The sequence below is a fragment of the Stenotrophomonas veracruzanensis genome, assembly GCF_032911525.1.
GTDB classification, from domain to species: Bacteria; Pseudomonadota; Gammaproteobacteria; order Xanthomonadales; family Xanthomonadaceae; genus Stenotrophomonas; species Stenotrophomonas africana.
The window spans coordinates 73,578-91,309 of sequence record NZ_JAWJTI010000006.1; the positions used below are offsets into that span (position 1 = coordinate 73,578).

Consider the following 17,732-nt stretch of genomic DNA (forward strand, 5'->3'; position numbering starts at 1 on the left):
GTGTCACTTCCGGTCCATCCCCCATGATCCAGCAACGCACCCTCAAGAACACGATCCGCGCCACCGGCGTTGGCCTGCACAGCGGTGACAAGGTCTACATGACCCTGCGCCCGGCACCGGTCAACCATGGCATCGTGTTCCGCCGCGTGGACCTGGACCCGGTGGTGGAAGTGCCGGCCAAGGCCGAGCTGGTCACCGAAGTGACCCTGTGCACCGGCCTGACCTGCAACGACGCCAAGATCCAGACCGTCGAACACCTGATGTCGGCGCTGGCCGGCCTGGGTGTGGACAACATCATCGTCGAACTGTCCTCGGCCGAGCTGCCGATCATGGACGGTTCGGCCGGCCCGTTCGTGTTCCTGCTGCAGTCGGCGGGCATCGTGGAACAGGAGGCGCCCAAGCGCTTCATCCGCGTGCTGAAGACCGTGGAAGTGACCGAGGGCGACAAGGTGGCCCGCTTCACCCCGTACGAGGGCTACAAGCTGGGCTTCACCATCCAGTTCGATCACCCGATGATCCCGGCCAAGCAGTCGCGCCAGGAAATCGAGTTCTCGACGCTGGCCTACACCAAGGAAATCTCCCGCGCGCGCACCTTCGGTTTCATGCGCGACCTGGAATACATGCGCGAGCGCAATCTGGGCCTGGGCGGTTCGATGGACAACGCCATCGTGCTGGACGAGTTCCGCGTGCTCAACGAAGACGGCCTGCGCTACGCCGACGAATTCGTGCGCCACAAGATCCTCGATGCGATCGGCGACCTCTATCTGGCCGGTGGCCAGGTGCTGGGTGCCTACGAAGGCTTCAAGTCCGGTCACGCCCTCAACAACAAGCTGGTGCGGGCGCTGATGGCCGACGCCACTGCCTGGGAATGGGTCAGCTTCGACTCGCCGGCGACGCCGGACCCGGTGGAATACGCTACTCCGGCCTACGCCTGATTTCTGCAGGCCGTTGAATTGAAAGACAAAAACGCCGCCTTCCAGGGCGGCGTTGTCGTTTCAGGCGTGTTCGGCGCATTCAGCATGCTTGACGCGCGTCAAGGCCGGTTCGAGGTCACGGTTTTGTGAACCTGTTGGATCTGAAGCCTGAATTTAACGCAGTTTTAACAACAATCTAACGACAGGCCCCCGGATGGCAGCTAGGATGCGACCCGGCCCCCGAAATGTTTCACGCCGTGGTGACACGCGCGACGGGGAGCGGAGCCGGATGCTCCGTTGTCGTCAGGACCGCTTCTTCGGCTTCGAAGGAACGTCCTGCAGGCAAGCCAAGGCGTCGCGTAGCCCTTTGTGCGTGGCGGCTGAAACTGCGTGGGGTCCATTCCGGTTGTCGAGCGCTGGGGAGCGCGTGGGAGTGGGAGACGCAGTCTTGATGGTCACCCTGGTGGCCTTCAGCCCGATGGAACGGGCCGCGTCGAGCAACTGGGCTTCGGCAAGCCGCAACTTGGCATGCCAGACCGGGGACTCGACGAGAAAAACGAGGTGTTCCCCGTCCACATTGGCCAACCGGCAACGGCTGCGCAGAGGTGGCGGCAACTGGGGGCGCAACTGACGGTCCAGCGCGTCGAGCCACAAGGCACGCCGCAGCGGGTTCCCGCTTTTGTCCGCCATCACCGCATCCAGCGCCGGCTTCGGCACTGACGCGGGGCGAACGCTGGATTTCGGCTCAGACATGAAAACTCACTGATGGCATTCAAAAAGATCGTAATCAAAACGCGTGAAGGACAGGCCAAGGCGTCGCCCATCGCGCGTTTGCGGTTCTATTTCGAGGACCGCCCCCGCGCCCTGCTGGGCAGCGTGCTCGGGGTAGGCTGCATTATCGGCCTTGCTGGCGGCATTGGCGCCAGCGCGCTGAATGATTCCCGGCTGCAGGCCAAGGTCGAGCGCCAGGATGCGGAGCTGGCCAAGGTCAAGCGCGATGCGCAGACCCAGGTCAACGCGCTGGCGGCCCGCCTCGGCGAGCTGCAGGCCCAGGCCACCCGCCTCAACGCCCTCGGCGAACGGCTGACCCAGATGGGCAAGCTGGAAGACGGCGAGTTCGACTTCAACGAGACCCCCGGTCTCGGTGACGGTGACGCCGGCGGCCCGACCAGCGACATCCCGGTCAAGGACGTCAACGCCGACTTACAGGTGCTGGAGCAGCGCTTCGCTGCTTCAGGCCGCCAGCTGTCGGTAATGGAATCGCTGATGTTCGACCACCAGCTGCAGCAGAACGCAGTGCCCTCGCGCATGCCGATCCGCAACAGCTATGTGACCTCCGGCTTCGGCACCCGTGCCGACCCGTTCGGCCGCGGTGCCGCCACCCACAAGGGCATGGACTTCCACGCCAAGGTCGGTGACCCGGTGATGGCCGTGGCCGAGGGTGTGGTCAGCTTCGCCGGTGTGAAGGGCGGCTACGGCAACGTGGTAGATGTCGACCACGGTAATGGCTACGTCACCCGCTACGCGCACAATTCGCGCCTGGTGGTGAAGGTCGGCGACCTGGTCCGTGCCGGGCAGGAAGTGGCCAAGGCCGGTTCCACCGGTCGTTCGACCGGCGCCCACGTGCACTTCGAGGTGTGGGAGAACGGCAACGTGGTCAACCCGCGCAAGTTCCTCGGCGACGGCGGCAACACGCCGGTCGGCCGCGTCAGCCGCGGCTGATCCGTTCTGGTAGTGCCGGCCGCTGGCCGGCAATTCCTTGAGGTTCCCGAACCAAGCTCCGGCCAGCGGCCGGCACTACCCCTCGGGGTTGAAACCTCAGCGGGCCGTCCCAAGCTACAATGGGTGTTGCCATCGACAGGGCGCCAGGCGCCCTGTTTCGTTTGCGGCGGACGGATCCCAAGGGGGAGGCCGGGCGTCGTGTCCATCCAACCCGGTTCCTTCAATGATCAACAGCCTGCTTACCCGCGTATTTGGCAGTCGTAACGAACGACAGCTGCGCCAGCTCAACCGCATCGTCGCCAAGATCAATGCGCTGGAGCCGGAGATCGAGAAGCTTTCCGACGAGCAGCTTCAGGCCAAGACGCCGGAGTTCAAGCAGCGCATCGCCGATGGTGAAGCCCTGGACAAGGTGCTGCCGGAAGCGTTCGCGGTCTGCCGCGAGGCCGGTCGCCGCGTGCTGGGCATGCGCCATTACGACGTGCAGCTGATCGGCGGCATGGTGCTTCACCTGGGCAAGATCGCAGAAATGCGCACCGGTGAAGGCAAGACCCTGGTGGCGACCCTGCCGGTGTACCTCAACGCGCTGGAAGGCAAGGGCGTGCACGTGGTCACCGTGAACGACTACCTGGCGCGCCGCGACGCCGCGCAGATGGGCAAGCTGTACAACTGGCTGGGCCTGAGCGTGGGCGTGGTCTACCCGGGCATGCCGCACAGCGACAAGCGCGAAGCCTATGCCTCGGACATCACCTACGGTACCAACAACGAATTCGGTTTCGACTACCTGCGCGACAACATGGCGCTGTCCAAGGCCGACCGCTACCAGCGCGGCCTGCACTACGCCATCGTCGACGAAGTCGACTCCATCCTGATCGACGAAGCGCGTACCCCGCTGATCATCTCCGGCCCGGCCGATGATTCCCCGGAGCTGTACATCCGCGTCAACCGCGTCGTGCCGAACCTGGTCAAGCAGGAAGTGGAAGACGGCGAAGGCGACTTCTGGGTCGACGAGAAGGGCAAGCAGGTGCACCTGTCCGAAGCGGGCATGGAGCATGCCGAGCAGCTGCTGGTCGAGGCCGGCATCCTCGACGGCGAGACCGAAGGCCTGTACGCACCGCAGAACCTGACGGTGGTCCACCACCTCAACGCCGCGCTGCGCGCGCACGCGATCTACCAGCGTGACGTGGACTACATCGTGCGCGACGGCGAAGTGGTCATCGTCGATGAGTTCACCGGCCGCACCCTGTCCGGCCGTCGTTGGTCCGATGGCCTGCACCAGGCCGTGGAAGCAAAGGAAGGCGTGCCGGTCCAGCGCGAGAACCAGACGCTGGCGAGCATCACCTTCCAGAATCTGTTCCGCATGTACAAGAAGCTGTCCGGCATGACCGGTACGGCCGATACCGAAGCCTTCGAGTTCCAGAGCATCTACGGCCTGGAAGTGGTGGTGATTCCGACCAACCGCCCGACCATCCGCAAGGACAGCCCGGACCAGGTGTTCCTCAACCGCAAGGGCAAGTTCAATGCGGTGCTGGCCGACATCGAAGAGTGCGCCAAGCGTGGCCAGCCGGTGCTGGTGGGTACCACCTCCATCGAAACCTCGGAAATGCTGTCCGAGCACCTGCGCAAGGCGGGCGTGAAGCACGAAGTGCTCAACGCCAAGCAGCATGACCGCGAAGCCACCATCGTCGCCAATGCCGGCCGTCCGGCCGCGGTCACCATCGCCACCAACATGGCCGGTCGTGGTACCGACATCGTGCTGGGCGGTTCGCTGGAAGCGGAAATCCACGAGCTGGGCGAAGGCGCCACCGACGAGCAGAAGGCCGCGGTCAAGGCCGAATGGCAGAAGCGCCATGAGGCCGTCAAGGCTGCAGGTGGCCTGCACATCGTCGGCACCGAGCGCCATGAATCGCGCCGTATCGACAACCAGCTGCGTGGCCGTTCGGGCCGCCAGGGTGACCCGGGTTCGTCCCGCTTCTACCTGTCGCTGGAAGACAACCTGATGCGCATCTTCGCCTCCGACTGGGTGCAGAAGGCCATGCGCATGATGGGCATGAAGGAAGACGACGTCATCGAAGATCGTCTGGTCAGCCGCCAGATCGAGAAGGCGCAGCGCAAGGTCGAGGCCCACAACTTCGACATCCGCAAGAACCTGCTGGACTTCGACGACGTCAACAACGACCAGCGCAAGGTGATCTACGCCCAGCGCGACGAACTGCTGGACGCCGAGTCGGTGAAGGACAACGTCGACGGCATCCGCGACGACGTGATCTTCGACGTGGTGGCCCGCTTCGTGCCGCCGAACTCGATCGACGAGCAGTGGGACCTGCGTGGTCTGGAAGCGACCCTGGAGTCGGACTTCGGCCTGCAGATGTCGCTGACCGACCTGGTCAAGGAACACGAGGAACTGGACGCCGAGGCGATTGCTGCCAAGGTGCAGGAACGCGTCAACCAGCACTTCGCCGAGAAGGAAGCCGGCGTGGGCGAAGAGACCATGCGCGCGCTGGAGAAGCACGTGATGCTGACCGTGCTGGACCAGAGCTGGAAGGAGCACCTGGCGCGCATGGATTACCTGCGCCAGGGCATCTACCTGCGTGGTTACGCGCAGAAGCAGCCCAAGCAGGAATACAAGAAGGAAGCCTTCGAACTGTTCTCGGACATGCTGGAGAACGTCAAGCGCGAAGTGGTGACCCTGCTGTCGCGCGTGCGCATCCGCAGCGACGAGGAAGTGCAGGCGCTGGAAGCGGCCGAACGCCAGCAGGCCGAAGCCCGCCTGAGCCAGTCGCAGTTCCAGCACCAGGATGTGGGCGGCTACAGCGCCGACGAGGAAGCCGCGCAGGTGCAGGCTGCCCAGCAGGGCGTGGCGCAGATGCAGCGCGACGAGCCGAAGATCGGCCGCAACGATCCGTGCCCGTGCGGCAGTGGCAAGAAGTACAAGCACTGCCACGGCCAGCTGAGCTGACCCCGAAGAGCCCCGCGAAAGCGGGGCTTTTCGTTTATGGCGGCGGAGCTGCACCGGATCCGTGATTGCGCCAGTCGCCCTGTTCTGGGCATGCTTCCCCTATGCCTTCCCCCACCCGATCGATCCACGTTGTGGCCGCCGTCATCACCGACGCCCGTGGCCGCGTGCTGCTCAACCGCCGTACCGAGAACCGCGACATGGCCGGCCTGTGGGAATTCCCCGGCGGCAAGCGTGAATCCGGCGAGACCTCCGAACAGGCGCTGGTGCGTGAGCTGCGCGAGGAACTGGGCATCGAGGCCGATGTCGGCGAGTGGCTGATGGATGTGCCGCAGCGCTATCCGGACAAGCATCTGACCCTGGAAGTGCGCCACGTGCGCAGCTGGAAGGGGACACCGCGTGGGCGGGAGGGCCAGGCCATTACCTGGGTGGCGCCGGACAAGCTGGGCCGCTATTCAATGCCACCGGCAGACCTGCCGGTGGTGGCCGCCCTGCGCCAGCCTGACAGCTACCTGATCACCCCGGCGCCAGCGGATGATGAGGGCGGCATGCAGCATTGGCATGAACAGCTGCAGCGCGCTGTGGCCGCGGGCCAGCAGCGCATCCAGCTGCGCTTGCCGACGGCGCATCCGCAACGGCAGGCGATGGTCGAACAGGCCGTGCGCGCGCATCGTCGCAGCGGGGTGCAGTGGTTGCTCAACCGCGATATCGAGCTGGCACGCGCATTGGGCGTGGGCGTGCATCTGGGCAGCGAACAGCTGCTGGAGCTGTCGCAGCGTCCGCTGCCCGAAGGCCAGCTGGTGGCCGCCTCCTGCCACGACCTGCAGCAGCTGCAGGCCGCACAGCAGTTGGGCTGCGACTTCGCCGTGCTGGGTCCGGTGCAGGCCACGGCCAGCCATCCGGATGCGGTGCCGCTGGGCTGGGATGCCTTCGCCGAGCTGCGTGCGCAGGTGTCACTGCCGATCTACGCGCTGGGTGGCATGGGCAGTGGCCACATTAGTGAGGCGCGTCGCCATGGTGGGCAGGGCATCGCCGCCATTCGCGCGCTGTGGCCGGCGTGATGTCAGGGTCAGATCATCGCAACGCGGGGCTCTGACCCTACCGATCACAACGTGATCCAGAAACACCCGTACTGCCGCCGCAATCCCAGCACCGTCGAAGCGCGCGCTGCGCTGCCCGGCAACGTCTGCTCCAGGCGGAGTCCGACCGGATGGCGAACGGCCGGCGGCTCAGGGTCGGACCCCTGCGCAGCAGGGCTCTGACCCTCCTCCTGCGATTGCGGCAGCGCCTGCGAGGGGTACACCGGCACTACGTCCACCCATGGCCGCCGCGCCAACGATTCCAACTGGCCGAGGATGCGCTGCGCGCCCGCATCGGAGACCGCGCCCCACAGGTACAGCGAGGACAGTCGGTTCACATCGTTGCTGACGATGCCGACGCGCAGCGCATCCACCAGTTCGCTGAGCCGCCGCGGGCAGCGTGCCCCCAGGGTGTCGCGCTGCAGGGTATTGCCGGTGGGCGCAGGCGGTGGCAGCCGCGACTGCGCACCCAGGCTGTCGCAGGGACGATCGGTATAAACGCTCTGGCCCCGCGCATCGGTGCAGCGGTTCAGGCGGGTGGACTGTGCGTGGGCGACGCTCGACAGCACGCACAGCGGCAGCAGCAGCAGGAAGGAAAGCCGGGTCATCCCCGCAGGGTAGCGCCGATCACGCTTGCGCGCCGTGCTCTCAGCCCTGCAGCAGCTTCAGCACCGAGGTGGTCGGCTTGGCCAGGTTCAGGGTGTAGAAGTGCAGGCCGGGTGCGCCGCCCTCGATCAGGCGCTGGCACAGCCGGGCCACCACTTCGGTGCCGAATGCACGCACCGACTCCGCATCATCGCCGAAGGCCTGCATCTTGCGGCTGATCCAGCGCGGAATCTCCGCACCACACTGTTCGGAAAAGCGGCGCAGCTGGCTGAAATTGGCGATCGGCATGATGCCCGGGGTGATCGGCACCTGTACACCCAGCCGCCGCACTTCATCGACGAAGTGGAAGTAGGCATCCGGGTTGAAGAAGTACTGGGTGATCGCCGCATCGGCACCGGCATCGATCTTGGCCTTGAAGTGCTTCAGGTCGGCCAGTGCGTCAGCGGCCTGCGGATGCGTTTCGGGGTACGCGCCCACTTCGATGTGGAACGCATCGCCGTGCTCGGCACGGATGAAGTCGATCAGTTCGGCGGCGTAGCGCATGTCGCCGGGAAAGCCCATGCCCGACGGTAGATCGCCGCGCAGCGCGACCAGGCGGCGGCAACCGATGGCGCGGTACAGCTTGAGCAGCTCGCGGATTTCCTGACGGGTGCCGCCGACGCAGGACAGGTGCGGTGCTGCATCGAATCCATGGTGCTGGTTGAGGTGGCGCACGGTTTCGGAGGTATAGCTCAGGGTCGAGCCACCGGCACCGAAGGTACACGACACGTACTGGGGATCGTAGTCCTTCAGCTTTGCCGCGGCGCGGTCCAGCTGGCTGCGCTGTTCGTCGGTCTTGGGCGGATAGAACTCGAAGCTGATGGCGGTCATGGCACGGGCGGCAGCGGCGGGTGCGGATCAGTATATCGCTTCATCAAGATGGATGTTGGTTGGCTGCGCGGAAAGGTACCGTCCGTCGCCTGCGACCGTTTGACCCGGTCTCCGGCCGCTGCTCCGAAATTGCAACCCGGATGCCGCGGCCGGCGGCACGCTGATCCCATCCCGGCAACACCCACCCGATGAAGGAGCTGACGATGAAGATCTTCCTGGCACTCTGGTACGCAATGAAGGCCTTGGCCCGGCTGGCCATGATCGGCATGGCAATGGCCGTACTCGGCTCCGGCTCGGCGCATGCCGCCGGCGCCCTGGCTGCGGGCAAGGTGCAGGTCGAGGTGGTCGGCAAGGGGCGCCCGCTGCTGATGATCCCCGGCCTGAACAGCAGCGCCGAGGTCTGGCGCGAGACCTGCCTGGCCCTGAAGGATGTGCAGTGCCATCTGGTGCAGCTGCCCGGCTTTGCCGGCGCCGCAGCCGCTGATCCACGCCCGGCCGGGTTCCTGCCGGCGATGCGTGGGCAGCTGCTGGCTTACCTGCACGACCAGCACCTGGGCCCGGTGGTGGTGATCGGCCACAGTCTGGGTGGCCTGCTGGGCCTGCAGATGGCGCAGGCCGAGCCGAAGGCGGTCAGCGCACTGGTGGTGGTCGATGCACTGCCGTTCCTGCCGGCGGCGCGTGACCCGAACGCCACCGCAGACAGCGTGCGGCCAATGGCCGACCAGCTGCGCAAGGGCATGCTGGCTGCCGACGCCGCGCAATGGCAGGCGCAGTTGAAAGCCGGCCTGCCGGGCATGACCCGCGATCCGCAGCGGCAGGCCGAACTGGGGCGCTGGGGCGAAGCCAGCGACCGCCAGACCACGGCTGACGCCATGCATGCGGTGATGACCACCGACCTGCGCGACAGCATCGCCTCGATCACCGCACCGACGCTGGTGCTGGGCAGCTGGGCCGGCTACCAGCCGATGGGCGGCACCGAGGACAGCACCCGGGCTGTGTTCCAGGCGCAGTACGCGAAACTGCAGGGCGTGCAGATCGTGATGAGCGCGCAGGGTTTCCATTTCCTGATGTGGGATGATCCGCGCTGGCTGCAGGAGCAACTGCGGCATTTCCTGGCCGCGCACCGCTGACCGTTGTCCGCCCTCCTGCCACCGCCGAGAGCCCGCATGGACGCCACCACGTCATCCCGCCGCTTCTGGACGCTCAATGCACTGGCATGGGCGGGCTATGCGATCTACGGGCTGTGGGCCGGCATGCGGATCGGCGGCGGCGTGATGTTCAGTGGCATCGTGTTGATCGCTGTCAGCGTGGCAGCCTCTCTGTGGTTGTGCAGTGGCGCGCTGCGCATGGTTGCACTTCGCCAGCGCTGGTGGGAGGGCAGCCTGGCCAGCCTGGCGCTGAAACTGGCGACCGGTGTGGTGCTCGGGGCCAGCGTCGCACAGGCGGTAACTGCCGCGTTGTTGCTGCCGTCGCTGGCATTGGGTTGGGTGCACCTGCCTGGCGGCCATGCGGATTACCAGTGGTCTTCGCTGCTGGTGTACTGGATGAACACCGCGCTGTTCCTGCTGATGTGGACGGGCCTGTGGGCAGGCCTGCACGGCTTGCGGCGGGCACGCCACAGTGAGCTGGCGCGCCTGCGCGCCGAGGCCGAACGCAGCGCCCTGGAGCGTGATGCCCTGCGTGCGCGGCTCAATCCGCATTTCATGTTCAATGCGCTGAACAACCTGCGCGCGTTGATTCTGGAAGACCCCGAGCGGGCCCGCGACATGGTCACCCGCCTGTCGCGTACGCTGCGCCAGGCGCTGGCGCATAGCCGCAGCGAGCAGGTCACGTTGGCCGAGGAACTGGCGGTGGTCGACGATTACCTGGCCATCGAGGCGATCCACTTCGAGCAGCGCCTTCAGGTCGACCAGCACATCGCCGTCGATGCCATGCAGGCACAGTTGCCGGCGATGGCGCTGCAGTTGCTGGTGGAAAATGCGATCAAGCACGGCATCGCCAGCCGGCCCGGTGGCGGCCGGATGGAGATTCGAGCGACATTGGACGACGATGTGCTGCGCCTGCAGGTGGACAACCCGCTGGGCGGCGTCAGCGAGCCCACCCACGGGCATGGCGTCGGCCTGGCCTACCTGCGTGCGCAGCTGGGTTCACGCGGGCGTTTCACCTTGCAGCCGGTCGGCGATCGCATGCAGGCCCTGCTGGAGATTCCACAATGAGTGCCATGCTGCGTGTGTTGATCGTTGATGATGCGCGGCTGGCGCGGCAGGAGCTGCGTACGCTGCTGTCGGCGCTGCCCTGGGTGCAGTGCGTGGGCGAAGCCGACGATGTACCCGCTGCACGCGAGGCGATCGCCACACTGGCGCCGGACCTGGTGCTGCTGGATGTGCAGATGCCCTCGGGCAGTGGCTTCGATGTGCTGGACGGTCTGGAGACAGTGCCGGCGGTGGTGTTCGTCACCGCCTACGACACCTATGCGGTGCGTGCGTTCCAGACCAACGCGCTGGACTATCTGGTGAAGCCGGTGGAAGCGCCGCGGCTGCTGGAGGCGCTCGAGCGGGCGCGCCAGCGCGAGGTGGCTTCGGCCGGGGCGCCGGAGTCGCGTGGCACGCTGGGCGCGCAGGACCAGGTGTTCGTGCGCGAGGGCGAACGCTGCTGGTTCGTCGCGGTCTCGGAGATCCGCCGGCTGGTGGTGGATGGCAACTACACACGGCTGTGGTTCCGTGACCAGAACGCCTTGCTGACCCGCAGCCTGAGCGCGCTGGAAGCACGCCTGCCGCAGGATCTTTTCTTCCGTGCCAACCGCAACACCCTGGTCAACCTGCGCCGCATTCGTGGCGTGACGCCCAGCATCGCTGATGGCTACGACCTGACGCTGGATGATGGCAGCGAAGTGGAAGTGTCGCGGCGGCAGGCACGTGAACTGCGCGAGCGGATGGCGTTGTAGCTGCCCTTACAGCTCGGCACTGACCGGGCTGGTCACGAAGCCCCACAGCAGGCGTGCCATCACTGCTGGAGAACGCGCCTGGGAACGCGCATACACCAGCAACATATCCAGGCGCGGGCGGTCGTAGAGATGGCCGGCCAGCAGCACCGCATGCACGCGGCGGGTATTGGCGGTGTCGTGGAGCGGGTTGCCATCAAGCAGCACCAGATCTGCGGCTTTGCCGACCTCGACGCTGCCATGCGATGCCTGCAGCTGCAGATGACGCGCGGCCTGCAACGTGGCTGCGCGCAGCACGTCGGCCTGGCTCAGGCCGGCTTGCCGCAGCCACTGCAGTTCATCGTGGTAGCGCAGGCCGCCCAATCCGGTGTCGGTGCCGACCAGCACGTTGACGCCGGCGCGATGCGCCGCACCGGTGAGCGCCAGGCCATGCTCGAAGTAGGTCTTCAGAGCGTCTTCGCCGCGTCGGCCGGGATAGCGCGCCACGGTGGCCTGCAGGTCATCACGCCACGCCCAGCGTGAGAGCGGGTCCAGATAGGCCAGGCGCGGATCATCGACGAAGGCCGGATCGCGTGCGCGTGCATCCTCTTCACGGGTGACATGGGTCGGCACGAACGCGGCACCGCTTGCCTGTATCAGGCCGAATGCTTCCTCGCAGAGCGCGGGCTGGTATCCGCTGACCATCCGCTCGGCCAGCGCGGTCGGATCTTCGCCATCGAGGGTGCCGCCACGCCAGGCGGCTGCGTTTTCGAAGCAATGCCGCACGAACAGATGGGCGTGTTCGAAGCTGCGCTGCCCCGCCTGCAATGCGCTTTCCAGAGGCACGGCCCTGGGCAGGTGGCCGACCAGCGGGCGACGCAGCTGCTGCGCCTCGTTGGCCAGCCGCTGGTAGGTGTCCGCACGCAGCCGGTTGTAGACCTTCAATGCATCGATGCCGCGCGCAGTGTAGGTGCGTGCGCGTTCGGCGGCGGCGTCTGGCGAGAGTGATGGATCCTCGAAGTAGAAGCTGGCGATCTGCACGAAACGCGGTGCGACCTGCTGGCCGGCAATGGCCTGTGTGGTCCAGCGGCGCTTGTCGGCCACGCAGGCGATCAGCGGATCGGTGGCCTGCGGGCAGTCCATCATGTCGCGGGTGCCAGTGATGCCGTTGGCCAGCATCAGCGGAAACTGCAGTTGCGGTGACAGCTGCAGGGCGTGGGTATGCATGTCCCAGAAGCCGGGCAGCAGCCAGCGGCCGCCGGCATCGAGCACCGGCAATGTGGTGTCCCGTGGCGTTTCGCCGATGGCGATGATCGTGCCGCTGCGCACTGTCACTGTCGTGGGTTCGCTGACCTGGCCGGGCGCCACGTCCACCACCCGCACGTTGACGATCACGCGGCTGTTGCCCGGCTCGGGCAACGGCGGTGCCGACAGCGGCCAGAGCAGTGCGGCGGCGAACAGCAATGGCGGCGCCAGCAAGAGGGTGGCCAGGACGATCGGCCATCGCCGACGGCGGGCGGAACGGGACAACGCGCGTGCTGCATCCATGAGCCTGCGATCCTTGCATTGGGTCGCCCGCAGAGTGCTGCAAGCCGGACGCGGGCGCCAGTGACCATCGGCATCCGGCCTTGCCTGCCTCCGGGGCGGTTACCCTGTGCGGTGGAACCCCTGATCACGCCCTGCCATGTCCATCGTCCTCACCGATTTCGCCCGCCCCCGCCTGTTCCCGCGCGTGCCGCGCGGCAACACCATCCAGGACTGCACCGCCGAGCAGTTCGAGGCACACCTCAATGCGCATGCGCCGCTGAAGGTACTCGACGGCTACGCTCCGTTCTGCAAGCTGTTCGTCTACGAGAACTGGACCAGCACGCGCTGCCTGACCGTACCGATCACCGAGGCCAACCGCCACCTGCTGCGCAGTGGTTACGAAGCGCGCAACCGCGAGGAGCTGCCGGTGCTGGTGCGCTGGTTCGAGGGCGTGGAATCACCGCGTGCGAACTACCTGGTGGTGATCCTGTACAGCGCCGGGCAGCTGGCGAAGGAAGGTTCACCGATCGAGGCCGACTGGGGCATCGTCGGCTGCATCTACACCGCCGAACCGGAAGAGGTACCGATGGCACCGATCACGATGATGCGCAATGCGCTGGGCGTGGAGGAGGGTGGGTCCGGTGTGCCGCTGGACCGGGAAGCCTACCGGCGCTCGGTGGCGTTCTGGGAGAACAACGCCAACTGGCGGCCGTGAGCCCGCGCTGTGGCCGGACAGTCGGCATGTGAACAGGGAGGATTGCAGCGGGGCGCTACCATGGCGGTGAATCAACGCAGGGAGCACAGGGATGGATGTTCGCAGCTGGATGCCGTTTGCATGGGTCGCCGCAGGTCTGCTGGCCGCAAGTGAAAGCCCGGCAGCAACGTACGATGCAGGCGCCGCCTGTGGGGCCCTGTCCGATGTGACGCTGATCCGCGACGCGGGCGTGGGTTCACTGCAGGCGCAGGCAACGTCGGGGCGCTGCACGTTCCATGTGGAGGCGGATGACGCAGCAGCGCTTTCGCGTCAGCAGTCATTGCTCCAGAGCGTGTCGGCGATCGCCTGTGGTGCGCCAGCCACCACCCGGCCTTCGCAAGGGACTGCGGGCTTCGACCTGCAGATGCCTGTGCGTTGCCCACTCTCTTCCAGCACGCCCTTGATTGCCCGGCAGGGAGGCTGGCACCAGCGGCGACTTTCGTCGGTTCCGACGTATCCTGCGGCCGCCATGCGCGAGGCCCAGCAGGGGGGTGTCGAGCTGATGCTGCTGCTGGATGCACAGGGCAAGACCCAGGCGATCATCCTGGCCCGATCCAGTGGGTACCCACTACTCGATGCGGCGGCGCTCAAGCATGCGCGTGATTGGCGTTACGAGCGTGAAGCGGCAGGCAAGGCGCCAGACATGAGCCTGATACGCGGCACGGTCACGTTCAAGCTCGACTGAGGCGCCTACAGGGCGGGCTCGGCCTTCCACTCCCACCACCGATAGTGGTACTCGCGCTCGGTCGCGCGCCATTGCCGTGCGCAGTGGGTGCATGTCAGCCGGTAGCACTCGCCCCAGCCGTCCTCCGCTTCGCCCCGTGCACGCAGCTGCACGTGACCTTGTTCCAGCAGCGGCTCGGGGCTGAAGAACACATAGGACGGGTAGAGCGCGCACAGGCAGCCTTCGCGCGCCTGCCAGTATCGCAGCCGTTGCAGGGCTGCCTCGAGGTGGGCCTCATTGCTGATCAGCATGCCGCCAAGGGCGATGCCCTGGCAGCGTTGTTCGATCAGATCCACATGCGCGCTCAACGCGTCCAACGATGGGGCACTGAACAGTCGTGCGACGACGCGGCCGGCATCGGTGATGCGCGTTGCGTCGCGCGATAACAGGTCCTGCAGCAGCACATCGGCCTGTGCATCGTCGAGCCGGGGAATCGGCGATGTGGACCACGGCCAGCGCATCAACGTGACTTGCCGATGGCAGCGTAGTGGCCACCGGTCAGGCGCAGCAGATCGGTGGGTGCCAGTTCCACTTCCAGTCCACGGCGTCCGGCGCTGACATGCAGCGCGGGCAGCGCTTCGGCACTGGCGTCCAGGAAGGTGCGCAGGCGCTTCTTCTGCCCGAGCGGGCTGATGCCACCGACCAGGTAACCGGTTGCGCGCTGTGCGGCATCTGCAGCGGCCATGTCGCATTTCTTGCAACCGGCGGCTTCGGCCAGGGCCTTCAGGTCGAGCTGGCCGGCCACCGGTACGATCGCCACCAGCAGTTCGTGTGTCTCGGTGCTGGCCAACAGGGTCTTGAACACCTGGGCCGGGTCGAGGCCGAGCTTGTCGACGGCTTCGCCGCCATACGATTCGGCGTGGGCGTCGTGCACGTAGCTGCGCACGGTGTGGGCGATCTTCTCGCGCTTGAGCAGGTTGATGGCCGGAGTCATGGGGGCATCGTAGCGTGGGGCGGGGGTGTTGCCTTGACCGAGGCTACTACCAGGCGCAGCGCGGTGATAATGGACGGTAGACACTGCCTGGACATCGAACATGCGCGCTCCGCAATGCCTTCATGACCTGACCCTGGATGCCGAACCGTGCGCGGGACCGTACCCGCCGCAGGGCTTCTGGCCGGTCGCCGAAGGCGCACTGGGGAATGGCGATCTGTTTGGTCTGTACTGGCCGCTGGGGCGCGAAACTGAGCCGCCGGTGGTCTGCGAGATGTTCCATGACGAAGGGCGCATGGTCTTCAGCCATTCGTCGCTGGACGCCTTCGTCCGGTGGCTGGATGCCGGTGGCGGGTGGGACGGTGACGATGAAGATCGCGATCCACCCGAGCACGAGGTTGCAGATGCGGATTCGCCGTTGCTTCTGGTTGAGCGCGCGCAGCGGCATGTGCAGGCCGCTGCACCGGCTGAAGCCATCGTGCTGCTGGAAGATGCCTGCAGCCGCTTTCCCGAGCTGCAGCGGGCATGGGCCATGCTGGCAGGGCAGCAGATGCGCCTGGGGCAGCACGCGGCGGCCGTGGCGTCGGCGCGTGCGGCGGTCCTGGCGAACTGGGCATTCGGCATTCCCGAGCCCGGTGTACTGCGGATTCTGCGTGCAGCCGATGCGGCCGGCGATCCTGTGCTGGCGATGGCCCAGCAGATGGGGTTTGCTTTCGGTGGCGCCAAGACCAACCCGGACTATGCCGTGATGCAGGCCTGCATCGAACGCTGTTGGGAGGCGGGTGACACGATGGCGGCGCTGCGCCTGAGCCAGAATCGCTGCTATGCGCTCAGCGCCGAGACCGTTTCATTCCAGCAGCGCGAGGGATTCGATCTGGCTTGCTGGCAGAGCGACTTCGTCGCGCAGTGCCAGAGCGCGCTGCAGGATGATCGGCAGCACATGTAGCGCCACGACCACCTGCTCGCATCGGCAGAGGGGGTCGGAGCCCTTTCGCGTGAAAAGGGATCCGACCCCGGGCCGGAACGCAGAACGGGCGCCCGAGGGCGCCCGTTCTTTCAACTTCCATTGCAGGGGTCAGAGCCCTTTCCTACGGAAAGGGATCCGACCCCTGCACGATCAGTAGCGGTAGTGGTCCGGCTTGAACGGGCCTTCCACCGGCACGCCGATGTAATCGGCCTGTTCCTGGCTCAGGGTGGTCAGCTTCACGCCGATCTTCTCCAGGTGCAGACGCGCCACTTCCTCGTCCAGCTTCTTCGGCAGCAGGTAGACCTTCTTCTCGTAGCTGTCCTTGTTCGCCCACAGGTCGATCTGTGCCAGGGTCTGGTTGGCGAAGCTGTTGGACATCACGAAGCTCGGGTGGCCGGTGGCGCAGCCCAGGTTCACCAGGCGGCCTTCGGCCAGCAGGAAGATCGCGTTGCCGTTCGGGAAGATGTACTTGTCCACCTGCGGCTTGATGTTGACGTGCTTGATGCCGGCGAACGACACCAGCGCGTCGACCTGGATCTCGTTGTCGAAGTGGCCGATGTTGCAGACGATGGCCTGGTCCTTCATCGCGCTCAGGTGCTCGATGCGGATGATGTCCTTGTTGCCGGTGGTGGTGACGTACAGGTCGGCACGGCCCAGGGTCGATTCGATGGTGTTGACTTCATAGCCTTCCATCGCCGCCTGCAGGGCGCAGATCGGATCGATCTCGGTGACGATCACGCGCGCGCCATAGGCACGCAGCGAGGCGGCGCAGCCCTTGCCGACGTCGCCATAGCCGCAGACCACGGCCACCTTGCCGGCCAGCATCACGTCCATCGCGCGCTTCAGGCCATCGGCCAGCGACTCGCGGCAGCCGTACAGGTTGTCGAACTTGCTCTTGGTGACCGAGTCGTTGACGTTGATCGCCGGGATCAGCAGGGTGCCGGCCTGGGCCAGCTGGTACAGGCGGTGCACGCCGGTGGTGGTCTCTTCGGAGACACCCTTCCAGTCCTTGACCACGCGGCCCCAGTAACCCGGGCGCTCCTTGGCGACGCGCTTGAGCAGGTTCTTGATGACCTGTTCTTCGTGCGAGGAGGACGCGGTGTTGACCCAGTCGCTGCCGTTTTCCAGCTCGTAGCCCTTGTGGATCAGCAGGGTCACGTCACCGCCGTCGTCCACCACCAGCTCCGGGCCGGTCAGGGTGCCGTCGGCCAGGGTGAAGGTCAGCGCGTCCAGGGTGCAGTCCCAGTACTCTTCCAGGGTCTCGCCCTTCCAGGCGAACACCGGGGTGCCGGTGGCGGCGATGGCGGCAGCGGCGTGGTCCTGGGTCGAGAAGATGTTGCACGAGGCCCAGCGCACGTCGGCGCCGATGTCCTTCAGGGTCTCGATCAGCACCGCGGTCTGGATGGTCATGTGCAGCGAGCCGGTCACGCGCACGCCCTTCAGCGGCAGCTCGGCCTGGTACTTGCGGCGGATCGACATCAGGCCCGGCATTTCGTGCTCGGCGATGTCCAGTTCCTTGCGACCCCAGTCGGCCAGCGTGATATCGCGGATCTTGTAATCACCTTCGGTGGAGAAGGTCTTGGCAACAGCGTTCATTCGTGTGCTCCGGTTGTGGGCGAGCGGGTGCTCGCATCTAGCCGGGCGCCGTTGTTACAAAGCCACCTCACCGAGCCTGGCCGGGCCTCACGGGATCCGGTCGCAGCGCCCCTCGGCAGGGGAGAACCCCCATTATATCGCGGCCCCGGCATGACATCCGGATGACCCA

17 protein-coding genes and 1 riboswitch are annotated in these 17,732 nt (G+C 66.2%); of the genes, 10 read left to right on the forward strand and 7 right to left on the reverse strand.

What is annotated here, in order from left to right:
- Positions 1-23: 23 nt before the first annotated feature.
- Complete coding sequence (gene lpxC / locus R1H25_RS06995; protein WP_049448929.1) at positions 24-935, forward strand: UDP-3-O-acyl-N-acetylglucosamine deacetylase; 912 nt, start codon at positions 24-26, stop codon at positions 933-935.
- A gap of 282 nt (positions 936-1,217) precedes the next feature.
- Here the strand turns inward: lpxC and R1H25_RS07000 are convergent, their stop codons facing one another.
- Complete coding sequence (locus R1H25_RS07000; protein WP_005408086.1) at positions 1,218-1,667, reverse strand: DUF721 domain-containing protein; 450 nt, start codon at positions 1,665-1,667, stop codon at positions 1,218-1,220.
- A 12-nt stretch (positions 1,668-1,679) separates the two neighbouring features.
- Here R1H25_RS07000 and R1H25_RS07005 point away from each other — a divergent pair, with 12 nt between their 5' ends.
- The 3 genes from R1H25_RS07005 (at position 1,680) to R1H25_RS07015 (ending at position 6,650) form a co-directional block, all read left to right on the forward strand.
- Positions 1,680-2,636, forward strand: a complete 957-nt coding sequence (locus R1H25_RS07005) for a M23 family metallopeptidase (protein WP_057501038.1) — start codon at positions 1,680-1,682, stop codon at positions 2,634-2,636.
- Between the two features lie 223 nt (positions 2,637-2,859).
- Positions 2,860-5,592 (forward strand): preprotein translocase subunit SecA, encoded by a 2,733-nt coding sequence (gene secA / locus R1H25_RS07010; RefSeq protein WP_057501039.1) that lies wholly within the window; start codon positions 2,860-2,862, stop codon positions 5,590-5,592.
- Positions 5,593-5,693: 101 nt separating this feature from the next.
- Entirely contained in the window at positions 5,694-6,650 is a 957-nt protein-coding gene (locus tag R1H25_RS07015; protein ID WP_107379119.1) for a Nudix family hydrolase, read from the forward strand.
- 44 nt (positions 6,651-6,694) lie between these two features.
- Here the strand turns inward: R1H25_RS07015 and R1H25_RS07020 are convergent, their stop codons facing one another.
- A complete protein-coding gene (locus tag R1H25_RS07020; protein ID WP_208043847.1) occupies positions 6,695-7,276 on the reverse strand; it encodes a DUF4124 domain-containing protein in 582 nt (193 codons plus the stop codon).
- A 40-nt stretch (positions 7,277-7,316) separates the two neighbouring features.
- Positions 7,317-8,144 (reverse strand): methylenetetrahydrofolate reductase [NAD(P)H], encoded by an 828-nt coding sequence (gene metF, locus R1H25_RS07025; protein WP_317223153.1) that lies wholly within the window; start codon positions 8,142-8,144, stop codon positions 7,317-7,319.
- A gap of 203 nt (positions 8,145-8,347) precedes the next feature.
- On the opposite strand from metF, the gene R1H25_RS07030 reads away from it, so the two are divergent.
- Genes R1H25_RS07030 through R1H25_RS07040 form a run of 3 tightly spaced genes read left to right on the forward strand, consistent with a single transcriptional unit; the run spans position 8,348 to position 11,088 of the window.
- On the forward strand, positions 8,348-9,274 hold the full coding sequence (locus R1H25_RS07030) for an alpha/beta fold hydrolase (RefSeq protein WP_088480318.1): 927 nt from the start codon (positions 8,348-8,350) through the stop codon (positions 9,272-9,274).
- Between the two features lie 36 nt (positions 9,275-9,310).
- Positions 9,311-10,360 carry a histidine kinase gene (locus R1H25_RS07035; protein WP_317223154.1) on the forward strand — a complete coding sequence of 350 codons (1,050 nt, stop codon included), beginning with the start codon at positions 9,311-9,313 and terminating at the stop codon, positions 10,358-10,360.
- Positions 10,357-11,088, forward strand: a complete 732-nt coding sequence (locus tag R1H25_RS07040) for a LytTR family DNA-binding domain-containing protein (protein ID WP_317223155.1) — start codon at positions 10,357-10,359, stop codon at positions 11,086-11,088. The genes R1H25_RS07035 and R1H25_RS07040 overlap by 4 nt, the downstream gene beginning before the upstream one ends.
- Positions 11,089-11,094: 6 nt before the next feature.
- Here the strand turns inward: R1H25_RS07040 and R1H25_RS07045 are convergent, their stop codons facing one another.
- Positions 11,095-12,612, reverse strand: a complete 1,518-nt coding sequence (locus tag R1H25_RS07045; protein WP_317223156.1) for an amidohydrolase family protein — start codon at positions 12,610-12,612, stop codon at positions 11,095-11,097.
- Between the two features lie 136 nt (positions 12,613-12,748).
- Between R1H25_RS07045 and R1H25_RS07050 the strand changes: the two genes are divergently transcribed.
- Both R1H25_RS07050 and R1H25_RS07055 read left to right on the forward strand, forming a co-directional pair.
- Positions 12,749-13,306, forward strand: coding sequence for a DUF3228 family protein (locus R1H25_RS07050; RefSeq protein WP_317223157.1), 558 nt, complete (start codon positions 12,749-12,751; stop codon positions 13,304-13,306).
- Between the two features lie 91 nt (positions 13,307-13,397).
- Positions 13,398-14,030 (forward strand): energy transducer TonB, encoded by a 633-nt coding sequence (locus tag R1H25_RS07055; RefSeq protein ID WP_317223158.1) that lies wholly within the window; start codon positions 13,398-13,400, stop codon positions 14,028-14,030.
- A gap of 5 nt (positions 14,031-14,035) precedes the next feature.
- Here R1H25_RS07055 and R1H25_RS07060 read toward each other — a convergent pair whose 3' ends face one another.
- Together R1H25_RS07060 and ybaK are read right to left on the reverse strand one after the other, a co-directional pair.
- On the reverse strand, positions 14,036-14,530 hold the full coding sequence (locus R1H25_RS07060; protein WP_317223159.1) for a hypothetical protein: 495 nt from the start codon (positions 14,528-14,530) through the stop codon (positions 14,036-14,038).
- Entirely contained in the window at positions 14,530-15,003 is a 474-nt protein-coding gene (gene ybaK, locus R1H25_RS07065) for a Cys-tRNA(Pro) deacylase (protein WP_317223160.1), read from the reverse strand. Before ybaK ends, R1H25_RS07060 begins: the two co-directional genes overlap by 1 nt.
- Positions 15,004-15,103: 100 nt before the next feature.
- Between ybaK and R1H25_RS07070 the strand changes: the two genes are divergently transcribed.
- Positions 15,104-15,946 (forward strand): hypothetical protein, encoded by an 843-nt coding sequence (locus tag R1H25_RS07070; RefSeq protein WP_317223161.1) that lies wholly within the window; start codon positions 15,104-15,106, stop codon positions 15,944-15,946.
- A 171-nt stretch (positions 15,947-16,117) separates the two neighbouring features.
- On the opposite strand, the gene ahcY is transcribed toward R1H25_RS07070, so the two are convergent.
- Positions 16,118-17,563, reverse strand: a complete 1,446-nt coding sequence (gene ahcY / locus R1H25_RS07075) for an adenosylhomocysteinase (RefSeq protein ID WP_004154241.1) — start codon at positions 17,561-17,563, stop codon at positions 16,118-16,120.
- Positions 17,564-17,599: 36 nt separating this feature from the next.
- Positions 17,600-17,683: riboswitch (S-adenosyl-L-homocysteine riboswitch) on the reverse strand.
- Positions 17,684-17,732 lie beyond the last annotated feature (49 nt).